The organism is Aequorivita soesokkakensis, assembly GCF_001641085.1.
In the GTDB taxonomy this organism is placed as follows: domain Bacteria; phylum Bacteroidota; class Bacteroidia; order Flavobacteriales; family Flavobacteriaceae; genus Aequorivita; species Aequorivita soesokkakensis.
In genome coordinates, this window is sequence record NZ_LXIE01000031.1 from 39,029 (window position 1) to 58,569 (window position 19,541).

A 19,541-nucleotide genomic window follows, 5' to 3' on the forward strand; every position below is an offset into this window, starting at 1 on the left:
AAACAGATAAACAAAAGTTATGAAGTTAGTTTCAGTGAAACGACAAACAAAAACAGAAAAACGATTTACGGAAAAGATGGGAATGTTCACAACAAGCGTGATTTACATCAAAAAAACTTTTTTGAAAGTTCCCTTTAAAACTTTACACAAATATCGCGAAACCTATTATGGGGAAGTGAAAGACTGCTCGGATTGTAGAATAAGCGCTTAAATAATTTTGAATTCGGAATTGTGAATTCAGAATAAAAACGCCGAAAATTATCTTCGGCGTTTTTTTATTTTCAAAATATAAAAATTAAACTTCTGCTTTTTCAGTCTCAGCCGAAGCATCAATTTTCTTTACAAGCCCCTGCAAAACATTTCCGGGGCCAACTTCAATAAATTTAGTTGCACCGTCTTTTATCATATTTTGAACACTTTGTGTCCATTTAACGGGAGCGGTCAATTGAAAGATGAGATTTTCTTTTATATCTGAAGGATTTGTTACTGCAAAAGTTGAAACGTTTTGATAGATTGGGCAAGCTGGTTCCGTAAATTGGGTGGCTTCAATGGCAGCGGCCAACTCTTCCCGTGCAGGTTCCATCAAAGGACTGTGGAATGCGCCACCAACAGGCAAAATCAATGCTCTTCGTGCGCCGGCTTCCTTTAAACTTTCACAAGCTTTTCCCACGGCATCCACATCACCGGAAATTACTAATTGTCCGGGGCAGTTGTAGTTGGCGGCAACCACAATTCCCGGTGTGTTTGCGCAAATTTCCTCCACTAAATGATCTTCCAGCCCTAAAACCGCCGCCATTGTGGAGGGCGTTAATTCGCAAGCATGTTGCATTGCCAAAGCTCGTTTGTAAACCAATTGTAATCCATCGCTAAAGGCAAGTGTTCTATTTGCAACCAAGGCCGAGATTTCTCCCAAGGAATGCCCAGCAACCATATCTGGTTGAAAATTGCTACCCATTACTTCCGCCAAAATGGTGGAATGCAGAAAAATAGCGGGTTGCGTAACTTTTGTTTCCTTCAGTTCATCAGCGGTTCCTTCAAACATTATTTTGGTAATATCAAAACCCAAAACTTCATTCGCTTGCTGGAAAAGTTTTTTTGCTTTTGGGGAATTTTCGTAAAGGTCTTTACCCATTCCGGTAAATTGTGCGCCTTGACCAGGAAATATATATGCTTTCATAGGTTGGTTTTTTAATGAGAATTAAATATAAAATTTATTTGCGAACCCAAGTTTCATAGACAAAAGAATACTTGTGCCTATCATCTTTTTCATGTTCTGTTGTTGTTATTAGTTGCCATTCTGTTTCCGAAAAATTTGGGAAAAAAGTATCGGCATCTTCAAAAGTTGCATTTACGCGGGTAAGTTCAATTTTATCTGCAAACGGCAGCCCCATTTTGTAGATTTCGCCACCGCCAATTATAAAGGGTTGTTCATCTTTTTCGGCAAGTTTCAAAGCTTCATCCATATCGTGAACCACAACCGCGCCTTCCTTTTTATAATTTTTGTTTCGCGTAATTACTATATGGGTTCTATTGGGCAAAGGTTTTGGGAATGTTTCAAAAGTCTTTCGGCCCATAATAATATGATGGCCAGTTGTGAGTTGTTTAAAACGCTTAAAATCGTCCGGCAAATGCCAAAGCAAATCGTTGTCCTTTCCCAGTTCGTTGTTTTCGCCAGCGGCGGCAATCATTGTAATCATTCTACGTCTGGCGGTAAAGGGTTGTTCAGTTCGTTTTTTTTTATTTCTTCGGAAGACATTTTTGGCAGTTGCAGTTCAGTATCTACTTTTTTCTGAAGTTCCGCCATGCGTTCTGCTTGACGGGCTTTCAATTTTTCAAGTTGGCGGTCTTCCCATTCTTTATCCATAAACTTATTCATCACAAACACATTGAAAAGGTGTACAAGAAAGATAAATGTCCAAATTAAAATTGCCCAAATAAACCAATCTTTTATAAAGAAATTTTCGCCATAACCCAAGACAGGGTTGATGATTATCAATAAGACTGATCCCACTAAAAACACAATAAAATGGCGCATCAGGTTTTTTTTCTGTTTTATGCGTTGCCGAGCATACTCGTATTGTTCGCGCTGTTCGGAATCAATTCTTTCAGTTTTTTTAGCTTTTGAAAACATAGTTGGGTATTTTCGTGGAATGGAAACTCAAGGTTTCCGTATTGTAAAAATACCTTTTTTTCGCCTTTTAGACTATTCATTTATGGAAGAAATACGCAAACACTTTCCCGCATTGGCAGCTTGTACATATTTAAATACCGCTTCCAATGGAGTGATACCGAAGCCAGTTGTGGAATGGCGAAGACAACACGATATGGATTTGATGAACCACGCCAGTGTGTTTCGCGACCAGCATAAAAAACACATTGAACAAATTCGAAAAACGGTTGCCGATTTTTTTAACGCTTCGGAAGAAGAGACAGCTTTGGTGCCCAATTTCTCTTTTGGGATGAATACCGTTTTGGAAGGACTTCCGAAAGGGCAGAAAATACTTCTTCTAAAAAATGATTATCCGTCCATACTTTGGCCGGCAGAAACAAGGGATTTTGAGATATTTTATGCTGAAATTGACGAGCATCTGGAACAGAATATTGCTGCTGCGGTAGAAAAACACAAGCCCGATGTGTTTTTGTTCAGCATTGTACAATGGTTGAATGGTGTTAAAATTGATTTGGAATTTTTAAAACAATTGAAAAGCTACCACCCCAATTTATTGCTAATTGCAGATGGCACCCAATATTTGGGAGCTGAAGTATTCAATTTTAAGGATAATGCAATTGATGTGGTAGGGGCAAGTGCCTACAAATGGCTGACTGCAGGCTATGGCAACGGATTCATAATGGTGAAAGAAGCTGCCCGGGAACGTATTTTTCCAAAAACGTTAGGCTTCAATAGTGCGGAACGGTTTGAAAGTAAACCCGAGGAAACAATGTTTATGAAGCATTTTGAACCTGGCCACCAAGACACTTTGAATTATGGAAGTTTAGAGCAGGCCATTTTATTCCAGAAAAAGCTCGGGACTGAAAATTTATATGAAAGAATAAAAATCTTTTCAGCAAAAGCAAGAGAACAATTTGCTGAAAGAGAATTTTTGAAGAACGACACTTTGCTACGAGAGAAACACAGTTCCATTTTTAATTTGAAGGGAGATTCGGTCTTGTTCCAAAAACTAAAGAGCGCCAATATTATCTGCTCCCCACGCGGTGGCGGTATTCGCGTTAGTTTTCATTATTATAATACGGAAGAAGAACTAGATAAATTGTTACAAGTTTTGAAGCGTGGGTAATTTCAATTATATTTTTCTAAAGGCATAATTTTTATAATAGCCTTTTTCATCAGTGAAGGAAGTTTCAATTTTAAGACCTGCTTCTTTCGCTAGCCAAATCACAATATTATCATCATATTTCTGTGAAATCTCTGTGTGAATTGTTTCCCATTGATCAAAATTTACGGTAAGTTGAAGTTCTTCAATGGTTACTTCCATTGCTTTGGTAGCTACCAAAAAGCTTTTTGCCGTGCCGGTTTCGGGGTCGTAAACTTCCCAATGCTTAAAATTGTCAACTTCAAAATTTCCGCCGAGTTCTCTATTTATGCGTGTTAAAACATTTTTGTTGAAAGCTTCTGTAATTCCAGTTTCATCATTATAAGCATCAAGGATTGTCTGCGGATTTTTCTTTTGGTCAAAACCCATAAAAAGCAAATCATCGGGCAACATAGCTTCTTTCAATTTTGTAAGAAATTCAATGGCTTTTGGATGCGGAAGATTCCCGATGTTACTTCCCAAAACCATTATCACTTTTTTGCGTTTATTGAAGCCTTTCAGCCGTTCCAAAACCTCAAAATATTCGCCCACTTCTGCATCAACATTTAAAGTTGGCATTTCATAAGCAAGATTTTTAGAGAGCAATTCCACGGCATTTTCGCTTATATCAATAGGTTTATAGATAAAGTTGAAATTATTTTCAGCCATATACTTCAAAAGCAATTTCGTTTTTTTTCCATCGCCAGCGCCCAGTTCTATTAGGTCCAAGCCGTTTTCTCTATCCCGAAATAATTCGCCAATTGCAAAAGTGTTTTTTGAAATTATTTCAAATTCGCACCCGGTAAGATAATAGCTGGGCATAGCCATTATATCCTGAAAAAGTTTGTCGCCCTTTTTATCGTAAAAATATTTTGAGGAAAGGCGTTTTGGAAAACTGCTAAGGCCTTCGGTCACGTCTTTCTTAAATGTCTTGTTTTGTTGAGGTTTTATCTTTGTAGTCATGGAGCTGTAGTCGTATTTATTTTGCCAACCTTAAACCTGTAAATTGCCACCGTAGATTGGTTTGAAAAAAATTGCGATAAGTGGCGCGAGTATGTTTGGGAGGTGTTGCTACAGAACCGCCGCGAAGCACCTTTTGGTTTACCATAAATTTGCCGTTGTATTCACCAATGGCGCCGGGTGCTTTGGTGTAGCCAGGATAGGGCAGATAAGCACTTTCCGTCCATTCCCAACGGTTACCCCATTGAAATTTTTGCTGTGCGGCTTCCCATTCAAATTCGGTGGGAAGGCGGCAATCTTTCCATTGTGCAAAAGCAAATGCTTCAAAATAGGAAATGTGTGAAACAGGGGCTTCCAAGTTTATTTTTTGAAGCCCTTTTAATGTGTATTGATGCCAAGTGCCCTCTATATTGTGCCAGTACATAGGTGCAGAAATGTTGTTTTGTAGCACCCAATCCCACCCTTCGGCATGCCAAAGGTTAAAATCTTTATAGCCACCAGCATTTATAAATTCAAGATATTCAGCGTTTGTGATTAGTTTATTCGAAATTTTATACTCGTGAAGATATACTTTGTGTCGGCCCAATTCATTGTCATAGCAGAATTCTTCTGGATTGTTGTGGCCAATTTCATAAATGCCTTCCTCCATTTCAATCCATTCCTGCTGAAAATTTTGGACAGGGTTTTCTAAAAAAGAATCGTTGTATTTTGGCAGCAACGGATTATTGCCGAGTATGTATTTGATATCGGTTGTAAGAAGTTCTTGGTGCTGTTTTTCGTGATGGATTCCTATTATAAGTATTTCTTCAATTTCCTTTGAAATTTCTTCCGAAAGAAAATCCTTCATTTCGTTGGTAACGTAATGCCGATAATCATAAACCTTCGCTACACCAGGTCGGGAAAGATTGCCGCGATCATTTCTAATTACACGTTTCCCTACATTTTCATAATAACTGTTGAAAACGAAAGCAAAATCTTCGTGGAACAGTCGATAACCGGGTTTGTGGGGCTTCAATATAAATTCCTCAAAAAACCAAGTGGTATGGCCAAGGTGCCATTTTGGGGGAGAAACATCTACAATGGGCTGAACAACGTAATCTTCAATCTCCAGCGGTTTGCAAATATTTTCGGTATGTTGGCGGGTTTCCAGAAAGAACGAAACCAGTATATTTGTAGCAATCATAAAAAAAGTGTTGTTCCCGATAGTTATCGGGATTTTGACGACACTTTAAATATAATTATTAAAATTGTTCAACCCTATTTCACAGACGTTAAACAGTTGTTAAACTCGAAGATTTCAGTTTTTTGATTTTCGTTTATCTTTTTTAGAATCAATTTTTTGGGGAGCCTCAACTTGGAAAACAATGGGCAACGAATATAATACGCCAACTGCCTCTCCCCGCTGTTTACCGGGCTCCATTTGTGGAAGATTGCCAACAACCCGAACGGCTTCTTTTTCAATTTCGTAATGAGCTGCACGGGCTCTTACATCCACAACTTTCCCTTCTTTATCAATTTTAAATTGAACTGCCACCCTATAAACCTTTGGGGCTAAATTCAGAGATTCAATTTTTTTCATATTAAAATTACTGCTGACAAATGCAGAAATTTTAGAAGACATGCATTCTTTCAATTCTACATTGCTATTCCCTTCACAACCTGGATATACTGGAACGTTTTCAATTACTGCATAAGGTACATCACCTTTTGTCATTTCAGATTCAGTAACTTCGGTTATTGTTCCTTCCTGTGCAAAAGCAGATGATGTGGCAATAATTGCAGTGATTATTAGGAGTTTTTTCAACATTTTATTATTTGGTATTAAAAAGTAAAGGGAACAGTCATTTTAATAGCACGGGGTTTTCCGCCCATCATTCCGGGTTTTGCCATTTTCGGAATTGATAAAATATTTCTTTTGGCTTCATCCTGTAATTCTTTTGTTCCACCGGAAACGCTCGTTACTTCTACAATACCTTTTTCATTGATAATAAAATCCACAAGGACCCTTATTTTTTCTTTTTTCTGGTATCCTGCGGGAAACTTAAAGTTTTTGGAAATATGAGAAGCTAATTTTTGGTTGAAACAAGCATCTCTTTTAGCAGCATCGCCGCCTTCACAACCTGGCCAGATGGGGCCTATTTCTTTTAGGGTTACGGTATTTTTATTAACATTGCCCCATTCTTCTTGGGCAAAAAGGGTGGTTGAAAAAAGAATGCAGAGGGCAATAAGTAGGTTTTTCATTTTGGAAATTGTTTTTTAATTTAAATAGCAACAGCGCCTTTGATGTGTGGGTAAGGATTGTAGTCTATAAGTGTAAAGTCATCAAAAGTGAAGCCAAATATATCTTTTACATTTGGATTTAGCAACATTTTTGGCAAAGCGCGCGGTTCGCGTGAAAGTTGAAGCTCTACTTGTTCAAAATGATTGCTGTAAATATGGGCGTCACCAAAAGTGTGGACGAAATCGCCAGCTTGATAGCCACAAACCTGCGCAACCATCATAGTTAACAGTGCATAAGAAGCTATATTAAAAGGAACGCCCAAGAAAATATCTGCGCTTCTTTGATAGAGTTGGCATGATAATTTTCCTTCAGCAACGTAAAACTGAAAGAACGCATGGCAGGGCGGAAGGGCAGCTTTTCCATTGGCCACATTTTCTGAAAATGGCTTTGATGTATTTGGCATTACGCTTGGATTCCAAGCACTAACTAACATTCTTCTGCTGTCTGGATTCGTTTTTAGGGTTTGGATTATTTCTGAAATTTGATCTATTTCCTCACTGTTCCAATTTCGCCACTGGTGACCATAAACGGGACCCAGATCGCCATTTTCATCTGCCCATTCATTCCAAATGCGCACGCCGTTTTCTTGAAGATATTTAATGTTTGTATCGCCGTTCAAAAACCATAAAAGTTCGTAAATAATCGATTTTAAATGCAGTTTTTTGGTGGTTATCATTGGGAATCCTTCACTTAGATCAAAACGCATTTGGTAGCCAAAAACGCTTTTTGTTCCAGTGCCAGTACGGTCCTGTTTTTCGGTGCCATTTTCCATTACATGTTTCAGAAGGTCGTGATATTGTTTCATTTCAGGATAATCTAAATTGTTGGCTTAAAAATACTAATAGCGAAGGTGATGCTCAAATTATTTTAGAGTTGCTTTTAAATAAGTTATCAACGATTTAACATTTATTTAAGAGTGTTGTTTATATTTGTATAACATTCTTTAAACAATGAAAAAATCTTACAATACACCATATGGTCTAATGGAATGTTATGAAAACTATTTGGTTTTTCATTTAGCCTCTGATGGGGTTACTGGCGAGGCTTCAAAAGAGATTCTTTCCTTTGCGATGAAGCATTATGTGAATAGAAAATATGTTTTCATAGCCAGTAGGAAATTTGCTTCGCCTATTTCTCCATCAGCTTATAAAGCTATTAATCCAAAATATATGGTTGGATTGGCGATTGTTTCAGAAAGTGATGCCGTTAAAAAAGAAGCCTATAATGAACAGGGGCTTTTTAATGGAGCGTTTAGTTATTTTAAGACAATTGCTGAGGCTGAAGATTGGGCAAATACTGTTGTGAGGAAATCCTAACCTATAATCATTCCCGCAATTGTTGCCGAAATTAGCGATGCAATGGTTCCGCCAATCAATGCCTTCATCCCAAATTTTGAAAGTGTTTTTCGCTGTCCCGGCGCCAAAGAGCCAATGCCGCCAATTTGGATTCCGATAGAGGCGAAATTTGCAAAACCACAAAGCATATAGGTTGCCATAATAATGCTTTTTTCGTAATTCAGATGCAGTTCATTTGAAACATTTTTAAGTTCTGCCAATTGTATGTAGCCAATGAATTCACTAGCCGCCAGTTTTATTCCCAATAATTGGCCCATCATAAACATATCTTCTTTAGCAACGCCAATAAGCCACATTAGCGGGGCGAAAACACTTCCTAATATAAATTCCAACGAAAGACCATCATAGGCTGTATTCTTAGCAATCACTTCGTTTAGCGACATAAAATGCCAATTAATATTCAAGGTTTGAATAGTGAAACCATCGAAACTTGCCAGCGCACCCAATATTCCATTGAACATTGCGATAAAAGCAACAAAAACCAAAAGCATTGCCCCAACGTTTACGGCCAGTTTAAGACCTTCTGTAGTTCCGTTGGCAATGGCATCCAAAAAGTTGGAGCCAATTTTGTCTGAAGAAACTTTCACATCTGTATTTATGGATTCGGTTTGCGGATACAATATTTTTGAAATAACAATTGCGCCCGGAGCCGCCATAACGGAAGCTGCCAAAAGGTGTTTTGCGAAGGTGAGTCGAAGCTCAGGGTCGTCACCGCCTAAAAAACCTATATATGCAGCAAGCACGGCGCCGGCAACGGTAGCCATTCCGCCAATCATAACCAAAAGCATTTCACTTTTGTTCATTTTCTCCAAATAGGCTTTTATAAGTAATGGAGCTTCAGTTTGCCCTAAAAAGATATTTCCGGCAACGCTTAAACTTTCAGCACCTGAAATATTCAAAAGCTTCGTCAGTAGCCATCCCATTCCTTTTACAACTACTTGGATTATTCCGAAATAAAACAAAACCGAAGTCAGTGCTGAGAAAAATATGATAGTTGGCAAAACCTGAAAGGCGAAAATAAACCCGAAAGAGTTGATATCTATCATGCCGCCAAAGAGAAATTCACTTCCGGCGCGGGTATAATTCAAAACATCAATAAAACGTTGGCCAATCCATTCAAAAATAATTTTTACGAAATTTACTTTTAAAACACTTATTGCAATAATTAACTGAAAGGCCAAGCCAATACCGACGGTTTTCCAATTGATGGCTTTTTTGTTTGAACTGAAAAGGAAAGCTATAATTATTAAGGAAATCATTCCTAAAATACCACGCCAAAGGCTTTGCATTGAAAATCCTGCGCTGGGAATTATTTCTGAAGATTTCGCAACCGATTCCAAAGCTGAAGCGGATGCTATACTTGGCGTTTTTAGTTGATATTCGTAATTATTTTCTGAAAGTGAAAGTGTGCTATCGGTAACCTGCGTAACCCGAAATCTGCGAATGCTGTCACTGGGTTTGTTGAAGAAAAGTACCAATAGACTATTCTGAAAAATATAATCGCCGTTGGATTTTAGGCTATCACTGCCCGCCATTTGATATTCAAAAGAACCGTTTTCAAGTTTTAGGTAATCTTTTTCAGGATTTATATTGATGATTGATAGTCCGCTGTTATCCTTTACTTCTGAAAATTGCCACGTTCTTTCAATACTCTGCCCAAAAACGGTTCCGAAGCATAAAAGAGCGAGCGTTACAACTAAAAATTTCTGCATAAATTTTTTATAAGTTCCGGTTATTGCCTTTTTGAAATTTCATCTCTCACTCTTGCAGCCTTTTCGTAATTTTCATTTTTTACGGCTTCGTCCAGCATTTTTTTCAGTTCGGTTAAGCTAAGTTTGCTGTAATCTTCCCCTGCAGGTTTCACGGATTCTTTGTCTTCGCCCAAAAGCAAATTTTCAATAACAGTTTCTTCTTCCTTTGAGATGGATTTTTTGCTGGTTGAGGTTTTTAAAAATATCCCCGCTTTGTCCAAAATATTTTTATAGGTAAAAATCGGCGCTTTAAACCGAAGTGCCAAAGCAATGGCATCGCTGGTTCTGGCATCTATTATTTCTTCAATTTTGTCGCGTTCGCAGATGATACTGGAATAGAAAACGCCATCAACCAATTTGTGTATTATCACTTGTTTTACTACAATATCAAATCTATCGGCAAAATTTTTAAAAAGATCGTGGGTAAGGGGTCGGGGCGGAGTGATGTCTTTTTCCAAAGCAATCGCAATGGACTGGGCTTCAAAAGCACCGATAACTATTGGCAATTTCCGTTCGCCATCCACTTCGTTTAAAATAAGGGCATAGGCACCATTTTGTGTTTGGCTGTATGATATTCCTTTTATGGTAAGTTTTACTAAACTCATTTTTCAGTTGTCAGTGCTCGGTACGCAGTGTTCAGTTAAACAATGGATTATAAAAATAGCGAATAAAAAACAATAAAAAAAGCTGTTTAAATTTGGATGTTTCCATATCTAAACAGCCTTTTTCGAGGCACAAATTAATAAAAAATTATGCGTTCTGCGCTTTAAATTCCTTTAATTTTTCTGTGAGTTTTGGCACAATTTCAAAAGCATCGCCAACTATACCGTAGTCTGCGGCCTTAAAGAAAGGTGCCTCGGGGTCATTGTTTATAACCACTTTCACTTTTGAAGCGTTTATACCCGCCAAATGCTGTATTGCTCCTGAAATACCGATTGCAATATAAAGATTTGAGGCAACGGGTTTTCCAGTTTGACCAACGTGTTCGCTGTGGGGTCTCCAGCCCATATCGCTCACTGGTTTTGAGCAAGCTGTTGCAGCGCCCAATGTTTTAGCAAGATCCTCGATCATTCCCCAATTTTCAGGGCCTTTAAGGCCACGGCCGCCGGAAACAACTATTTCGGCATCTGCGATGGTTACTTTATCGGTCGCTTTATCTACGGAAATAATTTCCATATCAAAATCATGGGCGTCCAGATTTGGAGAGAATGCTTCGGCTGTAGCTGAAGTTTCATTTTCTTTCAATCCGTATGAGTTTTTACCCAATCCGATAATTTTTCTGTCGGTTTTGATTTCGGTGGTTGCGAAAGCTTTGTTTGTAAACACATTCGATTTCACTTTGAAAGGGGAAGTGCTTTCAGGAAGCGCGGTAACATTGGGCACGTAACCAGCTTCCAAATTTACTGCAAGTGCAGGAGCCAGAAATTTACTGTTTGCGCTGGAAGTAACCACGATAACCTTTGCATCTTCAGTTTTCGCTGCTTGTGCAATTACATCTGCATAGGCTTCGCCATTAAATTTGTTCAATTTATCGTTGGAAACCTGCAAAACTTTTGAAGCACCGTATTTTCCCAATTCTGAAATGTCGTTGGCGTTGATGCTAACGGCGGTAACCGAAGTTCCCATTTGGTCTGCAATTCCTTTTGCGTATGAAACTGCTTCCAAGGCTATTTTCTTAATTTTTCCTTCTTCTGATTCTGTATAAACTAATATCATTTTAATATTATTTTGAAATTAATATTCAAGATTTGGAATTATCAGTTAATTCGAAAATTCCAAATCTAAAATTCCAAATTCCAAAGTTGGAATTTGGTACTTGAAATTTGAAATTTAAATAACCTTTGCCTCGTTGTGCAAAAGATTTACCAATTCATCTACGGTGTCAACCAATTTCACAGCGCCTTTTGGGGCTGGTTTTTCAAATGAAACTGTATTTGTTTCAGCATTTGAAGCCACTGGTTCCTTTACGTTTAATGGTTTTGTGCGGGCTTGCATAATACCGCGCATGTTTGGAATGCGAAGGTCACTTTCCTCTACCAAACCTTTTTGGCCGCCAATTACTAACGGAAGTGACGTTTTTAAAGTTTCCTTTCCACCGTCAATTTCGCGAATAACAGTAGCTTTATCGCCTTCCACTTCAAGGCCGATGCAGGTGTTTACGAAATTTGCTCCAATAAGCTTTGCAAGCATTCCCGGAACCATTCCGCCATTATAATCGATAGATTCCCTTCCGCCTATCACTAAATCATAACCGCCTTCTTTTGCAATGCTTGCAAGTTGTTTTGCAACAGAAAAACCATCAGTTGCGGCAGTGTTTACGCGGATAGCTTCATCAGCGCCAATGGCCAATGCCTTCCGCAAAGTTGGCTCAGTTTCTGGACCCCCAACGTTTACAACGTGAACGGTTGCGCCTTGCTTTTCCTTAAACCACATAGCACGGGTAAGGCCAAATTCGTCATTTGGGTTGATTACAAATTGAACTCCATTGGTGTCGAATTTTGTATCACTATCGGTAAAATTAATTTTTGAAGTTGTGTCCGGTACGTGACTTATACAGACTAATATTTTCATTTTTTGAAGTGTTTTTTTGGATTGTGTATTTTATTCTGCAACCCCTCGCTAAAAGCTTCGGATTGTGTGGATGCGAAGTTAAGAATATATTTCCTTATTTTGTTATGCACGCATAATAAATTTTGGTTAAAAGTGGATAAATAATACTGAAACAGATGGGATTTATAGTATTTTTGCTGTCCCTGAAAAATTTCAGTTATTTACATTTCAATTTAAGCAGATGAAACATCCTCATTTATATTTTAAAATTAGCAGTAAGATGCTTTGTAAGGGTGTTCCATTTGACCTTTGAAAATCAAATATTCTAGACAAATGAAAACATTACAATTCAGAGAAGCGGTTTGTGAAGCGATGAGCGAAGAAATGCGTCGCGACGATACTATATATTTAATGGGCGAGGAGGTTGCCGAATACAACGGAGCTTACAAAGCCAGTAAAGGAATGCTTGACGAGTTTGGAGCTAAACGCGTTATAGATACCCCAATTTCCGAAATGGGTTTTTCCGGAATTGGCGTGGGTTCTGCAATGAACGGTAACAGACCGATTATTGAGTTTATGACCTTCAACTTCTCTCTTGTTGCAATTGACCAGATTATAAACAATGCTGCCAAAATGCGTCAAATGAGCGGTGGTCAGTTTAACATCCCTATTGTTTTTCGTGGCCCAACAGCTTCTGCGGGGCAACTTGCGGCAACGCATAGTCAGGCCTTTGAAAGTTGGTATGCAAACTGTCCAGGATTGAAAGTTGTGGTGCCAAGCAATCCAGCTGATGCAAAAGGTTTGTTGAAAAGTGCCATTCGTGATAATGACCCCGTTATTTTTATGGAAAGTGAGCAGATGTATGGTGATAAAGGTGAAGTGCCTGAAGGGGAATATTTAATTCCACTTGGAGTTGCTGATATTAAACGAAAAGGAAAAGATGTAACGATTGTTTCCTTCGGAAAAATTATAAAGGAAGCCTATAAAGCTGCGGAAACCCTTGCTGAGGAAGGCATTGAGTGTGAAATTATTGATCTTCGCACCGTACGTCCGATGGATAAAGAAGCCATTTTGGAGTCTGTTAAAAAAACAAACCGTTTGGTAATTTTGGAAGAAGCATGGCCTTTTGGCAATGTTTCCACTGAAATAACATATATGGTACAGAACGAAGCGTTTGACTATTTGGATGCTCCTATTGTAAAAATAAATACCGCTGATACTCCCGCGCCCTATTCACCAGCTTTATTGGAAGAATGGTTGCCAAATAGTGAAGATGTTGTTAAGGCTGTAAAGAAAGTTCTTTATAGAGACTAAGTTTACACATTCAAAAAAAATATTAGGGTCCCAAAATTTATGAAGTACCTTCTTTTGTCTTTTCTAATTCTAATAGGTGCTTCGGTTTTTTCACAGACCAAGGTTAGTGGTGTTATTAAAGATGCTACAGGTTACCCGGTTGCCTTTGCCAATGTTATTTTTAAGGATTCGCAGGAAGGAACTATTTCTGATGAAAACGGGCGATTTTATTTGGAAAGTGATAAAACCTATAAAACAGTTGTCTTCTCATTTATTGGTTTTACAACAAAAGAAGTGGAACTCACTTCGCGAACCACCTACAATATGGATGTAGTTATTGAAGAAAGCGCCGATGCTTTGGACGAAGTGGTGGTTTATTCCGGAAAGACTTCAAAAAAGAATAATCCCGCTATTGATATTCTCAGAAAAATTTGGGAAAACCGAAGGGAAAACGGGGTGAAAAAATTCAAACAATACAATTACGACAAATACGAAAAGCTTGAATTTGACTTAAATACCATTGATAGCTCGCTAATAAAAAGTAAGGTTTTTAAAGGGATGGAATTTATTTTTGACCAGACCGATACATCAAATATTACCGGTAATACTTATCTGCCTATTTTCATTAACGAAGCCGCTTCCAAAGTTTACGGTGACAATGAACTTAATGAGGAAAAAGAAGTTTTACAGGGAAATAAAAATTCTGGTTTTGACAACAACCAAACGCTCATCGCCTTTGTAAAAGATCTTTACAGCGAATATGATGTGTATGACAATTACCTAAAGTTTTTCGATAAAGCCTTTACCAGTCCGCTGTCCCGAACAGGGATAGATGTCTATAATTATGTGCTTCAGGATAGCGCCTATCGCGATAATAAATGGTGCTACAATATTGTGTATTACCCGCGTCGAAAGAATGAATTGACCTTTAAGGGCGACTTTTGGGTAAACGATACTACTTGGGCCATAAAGGAAATAAATCTGCAAGCTTCCAAAAGTGCAAACCTGAACTGGGTGCGCGATGTATATATTGAGCAGGAATTTGATGTGCTTAATGATTCTATCTTTCTTATTACTCGGGATTATTTTATGAGTGATTTCAGTTTTAGGAAAAAGGAGGAAGCAAAGGGCGTTTATGGCAAGCGAACAACACTTTATGATAATTATGTTTTTGACATTCCAAAGGATAAAAAGTTTTATTCCCAACAGGTAGATCCCTACAATTACGAAGTATATAACCGACCGGATGATTTTTGGGAAAAGAACCGGATGGAAAAGCTGAGCAAGGATGAAACGGGAGTTTATAAAATGCTAGATACGCTTAAAACTGTTCCGCGATTTAAGGCTTTGTATAATGTGGGCGCGACTTTGGCTAGTGGGTATTACGAGGTTAACAATTTTGACATTGGCCCCGTATTTTCTATTTTCGGATTCAATGAAGCTGAAGGTTTGCGAATACGTTTGGGGGGAAGAACTTATTTCAGCCAAAACGACCCTTGGCGATTGGAAGGTTTTGGGGCTTACGGTTTTGGGGATGACCGTTTTAAATATGGTATTTCCGCGAAGTGGCTTTTAGACAGAAAGTCCAGACTAACTGTATTTGGTGGAAACCGTCGTGATGTGGAACAAACAGGTGCGAGTCTTACCAATAGTAATGACGTTTTGGGCCGAAGTTTGGCTTCTTCCTCACTTTTGTCCGTTGGGGCCAATGATAGGCTTTCTCGAATAAATTTAACAACGATAGGGTTTGATATAGAACCCTGGAAGAATTTTATTTTACGTCTTACTGGTTCCTACAGAACATTGGAATCTGCTACCGAAACATTCAGTATTGATTATAAAGTAATGGAAGACGGTATTTTTACGGGAGAAGTGAAAAGCGAACTGAAGCAGGCTGAAATACAATTAGGGTTTTTGTACGCTCCCGGAAGAAAAACCTCTGGTTATGGCGTGGAACGCTCGGTGATAAATGATGGAGACTTTCCTTCTTTCTATCTGGGTTATAGCTATGGTTTAAAAGGAGTTTTACAAGGAGATTTTGAATACAAAAAAATACAAGCACTATATACACAACCTTGGAATATAGGGGGAATTGGCCGATTGTTATCGACCGTTGAAGCGGGAACTACCATTGGTGCTGTTCCGCTTAGTTTGTTGAACCCTATTCCTGGAAATCAAACCTATTTTAGTCTTTATAATAGTTTTACGCAGTTGGATTATTATGAATTTGTAAGTGATACTTATACCTCGTTGCATCTTCAGCACAATTTTGGTGGCCGTATTTTTTCGCGCATTCCTTTGCTTCGTAAATTGGATCTTCGGGAAGTAGTTGGTTTTAGAGCTATTTATGGTACGATATCACAAGAGAACAAAGATTTAAATGCTTCCAATATTGTTTATCAAGCTCCCGAAGATATTTATTGGGAATGGAGTGTAGGGGTAGGCAATATCTTCCGGGTTTTTAGATTGGATTTTAACTTCCGCGGGAATTATTTTGACAATCCCGACGCCCGAAAATTCGGGGTTACTGGCGTTTTTGGATTTACTTTTTAAATTTTATCTTTTAATATTTTCAAAAACCTGAAATTTTTCTAAAATGAAATCAATTAATTCTTTTTTGGAAAGACTTTATTGGTTTTGGTTATCAGTATTTTTTTATTACCCAAGTCTATTATTTGATAATTATATTTCCAATTAAATGGAGCGTAGTTCTATATTTTTCCAAGTTGATTGTGCAATTTTTTTTCGATTCAATAAAGGGTTCACTTTGAGTGGAGTTGTCAAAAAGAAAAAAAGACCGCTTTTGGGCGGTCTTTTTTTAGGTTAAGTGAATAATGGATTGTGGGGATTTATTGTTTGATTATTTGTTTTGTTACAGAGCCCATATCGGTGCTTATTTTCACAAAATAGATAGCGCTTTGAAGGTTGGTCATGTCAACTTCGTAATGGGTTGAAGTTGAAAGATCCAGATTTTGAAGCCTTCTTCCGCTAACATCATAAATTTCTAAGGTAGTAACTTTTGCCTCTGGAGAAACTATGTTCAATATAGCAGTGGTTGGGTTAGGGTAAACAGCAACCTTTTCAAGAGCGGTTGCATTATCTCCCAGAACTTCATTGCTTCTAAATTGTAATGTGAAACGACTGTTGTATGTTCCTTTTTCGGCTTTGAAAGTATAATTTTCCTGCGATAAGTTGGTGAGGATGTTAAGCTCATTATCTATAAGGAAAACAGTAGTGTTGTCAAAAGTTGGCCCGAACATATCTTTTATTGAGATAGTGTATTCAAGATTGTCATCCAGCAAGGTAGAAAAGCCCATCAAAACTTTTGCACCGTCTTCAAAAACTTCTCGGCTTTGAATTCCGAATTCTTCACTTCCATTTTCCAAATGCGTATATAATGAAAGCACATTTGCCAATCTGCGGCTGTCATAGCTTTGGTCTATACCTGCGGTTGTTAATGAAGAGAAGCCAATCAAGGTAGTGTTTTGCATTTGGTATTGCTCGTTTTTAACACGAATCCAAACGCGTTCATTTCCATCAGCAAATGGTCGTGGAGCAACATTATTATTTCCTGTAACCCGCATGGTGTTTGTAAAAGTAGCAATGCCTGCAGCGGTAGCTTTAATGCCAAAACCCTGTCCGGTTGAAATATATCCGCTTGGATCGGTTTGGGTAGGATCTGATGGGGCAGGGGTTCCTCCCATAAGATTGTACATTGAAATATCTTCCATACTGAAATTCATAGAGCCTGCTCCGGGTAAGGAGGCATTTGGAGGCGTATTTGGGTTCCAGAAATAAACTTCGTTTACCATGCTGTTTGCATTTATGAAATCTACAGCACGTATGGCCGAAGCATATGGGTTGGAAAGAACATTGGGGCTGTTATTTTTATTGGTATTGTATTTTACTGTAAAATCTACATTTCCGCTGTTGAGTGTTCCTTGTTCAAATGTCATATCATAGGTGGTATTGCCTTGAATCAAATCTGGCTGTGGGCGAACAATATAACCTTCTGCATAATTTATGGCGCCATTATAGGTAAGCCAGTTGTCATAATTGTCATCCGCAAAGTTTTCTGCATCAGGGAATTGTGTGGCAACATCTGGATTGGGTACAAAGTTTTCCGTTAAATGATTCAATACTTTGTGGGCATTGGTGAAAACACCATTCCGTGTTTCTGAAGTCATAGGGCTGCCCATAACCAAAAAGGTTCTTGGAAGCATAAATGGAGTTGTGTATTCCACATTGATAACACCATTATTGGCAACGGTGGCATTATCCTCAAATTGGACAACACTACCTTGGTGCTGTACAATTAGGTTGCCATTTACGGTGATGTCTTTGGTTACGTTAAGATAATCTTCGGCTGCAACAGTAAGGGTTTTGTTTGCATCCACTTCACAACTACAGGCATCTATGCTGCCTTTTACAGCAGTGTCATAATTACTGCTAATTACAGCATTGGAACCTGGGCCCGGAGCCCCATTGTTCCAAGTGCTTCCCGAATAAGTTGTTGTTGGTGCTGCAACTGTAACAACAGCAGTACATGATGCTTTATTAGCATAGTCATCCTCTACGGTAAGTGTTACATTAAATGATTGACCAACATCTTTACAGGTGAATGTTGTTTGTCCGGCAGTTATAGTTCGCTTCGTAATTCCAAAATTGTCTGTTGATCCATTGTCAATATTAGCTGCCGTTATGGTTACGCTACCTGTATTTTTGTCCAGGATTGCGGTGTAGTTTTGGCATATTGCGTTGGGAGGTGTGTTATCGTATAGAGGATCTTTAATTACAAACAATCCACCATCTCCATTTACATTTTCGTCGCCAAATCCTGTAGCAATTAAATTTCCGCTTGCAAAATAGGGATAAACATTCCAGGTACCATTGAAAGCTGCATTGTTATTTTGTGGAAAACAATCAAAATAGTTTACTTCCGTCATGCTCGGCGTTGTATTGTAAAGACCATCAACCTTCATTATGCGAACTCCTGCTGCATAATTGGCCAGATAAAACCTATTGCCTCTTACGTATCCATTGTGATCAATAGCGTCTGTAGCTCCAAAATATGAATACACCAAAGTGGGGTTGTCTAAATCTTCAACATTAAATACTAAAGTCCGGGTTTTTCCGCCAATGGTTTCTTCGTCAACTTCATCACCCGCAATAAAAAACTTTTTATCCTCAGTAAACCAACCTTGATGGGTGTAGTATTTGTTTGCATAAGTTACTGATGAAATTAATGTAGGGCTTGTTTTATTTGTAAAATCTATAATGTTGATCTTATTATTCCCGCTAAAAGCGCCAATCATAATTTCATGGCCTTGGTAATCTGGGTCGGGCCCATCATAAATAACTACTTCAGCATCATGGCAATAGCCCAAGGATGGATAAAGTTTTACAATTACTGGGTCGGTGGGAATCCCATCGTTATTGTTGTCGAGCTTAACTACAATAGGGCCGCCACTATTATATCCTTGCGGACCTAAAATATAAGCATATCCGGATGTTTCATTTATAACTATATTGTGTGCACTTCCTTTTCTGCTGGTGCCGGTTCCATCCCAAAATAAATTTCCGTCAGTCTGTGTTTTCGTATAAGTTACAGCGGGGCTTCCTGTAAGAGTTCTTAATCGTTTCAGGTCAAAAATTTGCATTCCGTGATTTCCATTTGCGTCACTTACAATGAAAGCATAATTTTTATAGACTTTTACGTCGCGCCAAAGGCTAGAGGATACTTGACTGTTCAATCTTGCAAGATATTTTGGACTAGTGGGATTACTTATATCAACGAAAGCCGTACCATTGTCCAATCCCACAATTGCATACTCCTTTCCGCTTTGGGGGTCTGTCCATCCCCATGAATCCTGACCTTCGGCAGCCCCCATGGTTGCTGCTGAAATATAACTCTGTAGTGTTAAACCGTTACAGGGATAACTTTTGCCTCCCACCGTTGCAAAACCATTAACGCAAGGGGTTTGGGCTGATGCAATAAGGGAACAGATTGCAAAAATTAGGAGTAGATTTTTTTTCATAA

General features: G+C 38.4%; 18 protein-coding genes. 5 read left to right on the forward strand and 13 right to left on the reverse strand.

Annotated features, from left to right (window positions below; translation table 11 throughout):
• Nucleotides 1-19 precede the first annotated feature (19 nt).
• A complete protein-coding gene (locus A7A78_RS10580; protein WP_068762431.1) occupies nucleotides 20-211 on the forward strand; it encodes a hypothetical protein in 192 nt (63 codons plus the stop codon).
• Nucleotides 212-295: 84 nt separating this feature from the next.
• Here the strand turns inward: A7A78_RS10580 and fabD are convergent, their stop codons facing one another.
• From fabD to A7A78_RS10595, 3 genes are read right to left on the reverse strand one after another with little or no spacing between them, the layout of a single operon-like run.
• On the reverse strand, nucleotides 296-1,177 hold the full coding sequence (gene fabD, locus A7A78_RS10585; protein WP_068762432.1) for an ACP S-malonyltransferase: 882 nt from the start codon (nucleotides 1,175-1,177) through the stop codon (nucleotides 296-298).
• A 34-nt stretch (nucleotides 1,178-1,211) separates the two neighbouring features.
• Complete coding sequence (locus A7A78_RS10590; protein ID WP_068762433.1) at nucleotides 1,212-1,697, reverse strand: dihydrofolate reductase; 486 nt, start codon at nucleotides 1,695-1,697, stop codon at nucleotides 1,212-1,214.
• The gene (locus tag A7A78_RS10595; protein WP_068762434.1) at nucleotides 1,694-2,131 is read right to left on the reverse strand and encodes a 2TM domain-containing protein; all 438 of its coding nucleotides are present in this window, start codon (nucleotides 2,129-2,131) and stop codon (nucleotides 1,694-1,696) included. Before A7A78_RS10595 ends, A7A78_RS10590 begins: the two co-directional genes overlap by 4 nt.
• An 82-nt stretch (nucleotides 2,132-2,213) precedes the next feature.
• Between A7A78_RS10595 and A7A78_RS10600 the strand changes: the two genes are divergently transcribed.
• Complete coding sequence (locus A7A78_RS10600) at nucleotides 2,214-3,296, forward strand: aminotransferase class V-fold PLP-dependent enzyme (protein WP_068762472.1); 1,083 nt, start codon at nucleotides 2,214-2,216, stop codon at nucleotides 3,294-3,296.
• A 6-nt stretch (nucleotides 3,297-3,302) separates the two neighbouring features.
• Here the strand turns inward: A7A78_RS10600 and A7A78_RS10605 are convergent, their stop codons facing one another.
• From A7A78_RS10605 to A7A78_RS10625, 5 genes are all read right to left on the reverse strand, one after another.
• Nucleotides 3,303-4,274, reverse strand: coding sequence for an L-histidine N(alpha)-methyltransferase (locus A7A78_RS10605; RefSeq protein WP_068762435.1), 972 nt, complete (start codon nucleotides 4,272-4,274; stop codon nucleotides 3,303-3,305).
• Between the two features lie 16 nt (nucleotides 4,275-4,290).
• Nucleotides 4,291-5,454, reverse strand: a complete 1,164-nt coding sequence (egtB, locus tag A7A78_RS10610) for an ergothioneine biosynthesis protein EgtB (RefSeq protein ID WP_068762436.1) — start codon at nucleotides 5,452-5,454, stop codon at nucleotides 4,291-4,293.
• A 114-nt stretch (nucleotides 5,455-5,568) separates the two neighbouring features.
• Nucleotides 5,569-6,078 carry an energy transducer TonB gene (locus A7A78_RS10615; protein ID WP_068762437.1) on the reverse strand — a complete coding sequence of 170 codons (510 nt, stop codon included), beginning with the start codon at nucleotides 6,076-6,078 and terminating at the stop codon, nucleotides 5,569-5,571.
• A 14-nt stretch (nucleotides 6,079-6,092) separates the two neighbouring features.
• Entirely contained in the window at nucleotides 6,093-6,512 is a 420-nt protein-coding gene (locus A7A78_RS10620; RefSeq protein ID WP_068762438.1) for an energy transducer TonB, read from the reverse strand.
• Nucleotides 6,513-6,532: 20 nt separating this feature from the next.
• A complete protein-coding gene (locus tag A7A78_RS10625) occupies nucleotides 6,533-7,357 on the reverse strand; it encodes a thymidylate synthase (protein WP_068762439.1) in 825 nt (274 codons plus the stop codon).
• A gap of 145 nt (nucleotides 7,358-7,502) precedes the next feature.
• Between A7A78_RS10625 and A7A78_RS10630 the strand changes: the two genes are divergently transcribed.
• On the forward strand, nucleotides 7,503-7,868 hold the full coding sequence (locus A7A78_RS10630; protein ID WP_068762440.1) for a hypothetical protein: 366 nt from the start codon (nucleotides 7,503-7,505) through the stop codon (nucleotides 7,866-7,868).
• Here A7A78_RS10630 and A7A78_RS10635 read toward each other — a convergent pair.
• The 4 genes from A7A78_RS10635 to A7A78_RS10650 form a co-directional block, all read right to left on the reverse strand.
• Complete coding sequence (locus A7A78_RS10635; protein ID WP_068762441.1) at nucleotides 7,865-9,619, reverse strand: NupC/NupG family nucleoside CNT transporter; 1,755 nt, start codon at nucleotides 9,617-9,619, stop codon at nucleotides 7,865-7,867. The two genes, A7A78_RS10630 and A7A78_RS10635, sit on opposite strands and share 4 nt — an antisense overlap.
• 20 nt (nucleotides 9,620-9,639) lie before the next feature.
• Complete coding sequence (locus tag A7A78_RS10640) at nucleotides 9,640-10,263, reverse strand: bifunctional nuclease family protein (protein WP_068762442.1); 624 nt, start codon at nucleotides 10,261-10,263, stop codon at nucleotides 9,640-9,642.
• Between the two features lie 145 nt (nucleotides 10,264-10,408).
• Nucleotides 10,409-11,374, reverse strand: a complete 966-nt coding sequence (locus A7A78_RS10645) for an electron transfer flavoprotein subunit alpha/FixB family protein (protein WP_068762443.1) — start codon at nucleotides 11,372-11,374, stop codon at nucleotides 10,409-10,411.
• A gap of 114 nt (nucleotides 11,375-11,488) precedes the next feature.
• Entirely contained in the window at nucleotides 11,489-12,229 is a 741-nt protein-coding gene (locus A7A78_RS10650) for an electron transfer flavoprotein subunit beta/FixA family protein (protein ID WP_068762444.1), read from the reverse strand.
• Nucleotides 12,230-12,523: 294 nt separating this feature from the next.
• On the opposite strand from A7A78_RS10650, the gene A7A78_RS10655 reads away from it, so the two are divergent.
• Nucleotides 12,524-13,522, forward strand: coding sequence for a pyruvate dehydrogenase complex E1 component subunit beta (locus A7A78_RS10655; RefSeq protein ID WP_278184090.1), 999 nt, complete (start codon nucleotides 12,524-12,526; stop codon nucleotides 13,520-13,522).
• A 39-nt stretch (nucleotides 13,523-13,561) separates the two neighbouring features.
• Entirely contained in the window at nucleotides 13,562-16,054 is a 2,493-nt protein-coding gene (locus tag A7A78_RS10660; protein ID WP_068762446.1) for a DUF5686 and carboxypeptidase-like regulatory domain-containing protein, read from the forward strand.
• Nucleotides 16,055-16,350: 296 nt separating this feature from the next.
• On the opposite strand, the gene A7A78_RS10665 is transcribed toward A7A78_RS10660, so the two are convergent.
• Nucleotides 16,351-19,539 carry a choice-of-anchor B family protein gene (locus A7A78_RS10665; RefSeq protein WP_068762447.1) on the reverse strand — a complete coding sequence of 1,063 codons (3,189 nt, stop codon included), beginning with the start codon at nucleotides 19,537-19,539 and terminating at the stop codon, nucleotides 16,351-16,353.
• Nucleotides 19,540-19,541 lie beyond the last annotated feature (2 nt).

What these genes read in the sequence shown, in the direction of transcription:
- A7A78_RS10645 (WP_068762443.1), bottom strand. Translation starts at nt 11,374, where the DNA reads ATGATATTAGTTTATACAGAATCAGAAGAAGGAAAAATTAAGAAAATA.
- A7A78_RS10640 (WP_068762442.1), bottom strand. Translation starts at nt 10,263, where the DNA reads ATGAGTTTAGTAAAACTTACCATAAAAGGAATATCATACAGCCAAACA.
- egtB (WP_068762436.1), bottom strand. Translation starts at nt 5,454, where the DNA reads ATGATTGCTACAAATATACTGGTTTCGTTCTTTCTGGAAACCCGCCAA.
- A7A78_RS10595 (WP_068762434.1), bottom strand. Translation starts at nt 2,131, where the DNA reads ATGTTTTCAAAAGCTAAAAAAACTGAAAGAATTGATTCCGAACAGCGC.
- A7A78_RS10660 (WP_068762446.1), top strand. Translation starts at nt 13,562, where the DNA reads ATGAAGTACCTTCTTTTGTCTTTTCTAATTCTAATAGGTGCTTCGGTT.
- A7A78_RS10665 (WP_068762447.1), bottom strand. Translation starts at nt 19,539, where the DNA reads ATGAAAAAAAATCTACTCCTAATTTTTGCAATCTGTTCCCTTATTGCA.
- A7A78_RS10590 (WP_068762433.1), bottom strand. Translation starts at nt 1,697, where the DNA reads ATGATTACAATGATTGCCGCCGCTGGCGAAAACAACGAACTGGGAAAG.
- A7A78_RS10580 (WP_068762431.1), top strand. Translation starts at nt 20, where the DNA reads ATGAAGTTAGTTTCAGTGAAACGACAAACAAAAACAGAAAAACGATTT.
- A7A78_RS10625 (WP_068762439.1), bottom strand. Translation starts at nt 7,357, where the DNA reads ATGAAACAATATCACGACCTTCTGAAACATGTAATGGAAAATGGCACC.
- A7A78_RS10600 (WP_068762472.1), top strand. Translation starts at nt 2,214, where the DNA reads ATGGAAGAAATACGCAAACACTTTCCCGCATTGGCAGCTTGTACATAT.
- A7A78_RS10620 (WP_068762438.1), bottom strand. Translation starts at nt 6,512, where the DNA reads ATGAAAAACCTACTTATTGCCCTCTGCATTCTTTTTTCAACCACCCTT.
- A7A78_RS10615 (WP_068762437.1), bottom strand. Translation starts at nt 6,078, where the DNA reads ATGTTGAAAAAACTCCTAATAATCACTGCAATTATTGCCACATCATCT.
- A7A78_RS10635 (WP_068762441.1), bottom strand. Translation starts at nt 9,619, where the DNA reads ATGCAGAAATTTTTAGTTGTAACGCTCGCTCTTTTATGCTTCGGAACC.
- A7A78_RS10650 (WP_068762444.1), bottom strand. Translation starts at nt 12,229, where the DNA reads ATGAAAATATTAGTCTGTATAAGTCACGTACCGGACACAACTTCAAAA.
- A7A78_RS10630 (WP_068762440.1), top strand. Translation starts at nt 7,503, where the DNA reads ATGAAAAAATCTTACAATACACCATATGGTCTAATGGAATGTTATGAA.
- fabD (WP_068762432.1), bottom strand. Translation starts at nt 1,177, where the DNA reads ATGAAAGCATATATATTTCCTGGTCAAGGCGCACAATTTACCGGAATG.
- A7A78_RS10605 (WP_068762435.1), bottom strand. Translation starts at nt 4,274, where the DNA reads ATGACTACAAAGATAAAACCTCAACAAAACAAGACATTTAAGAAAGAC.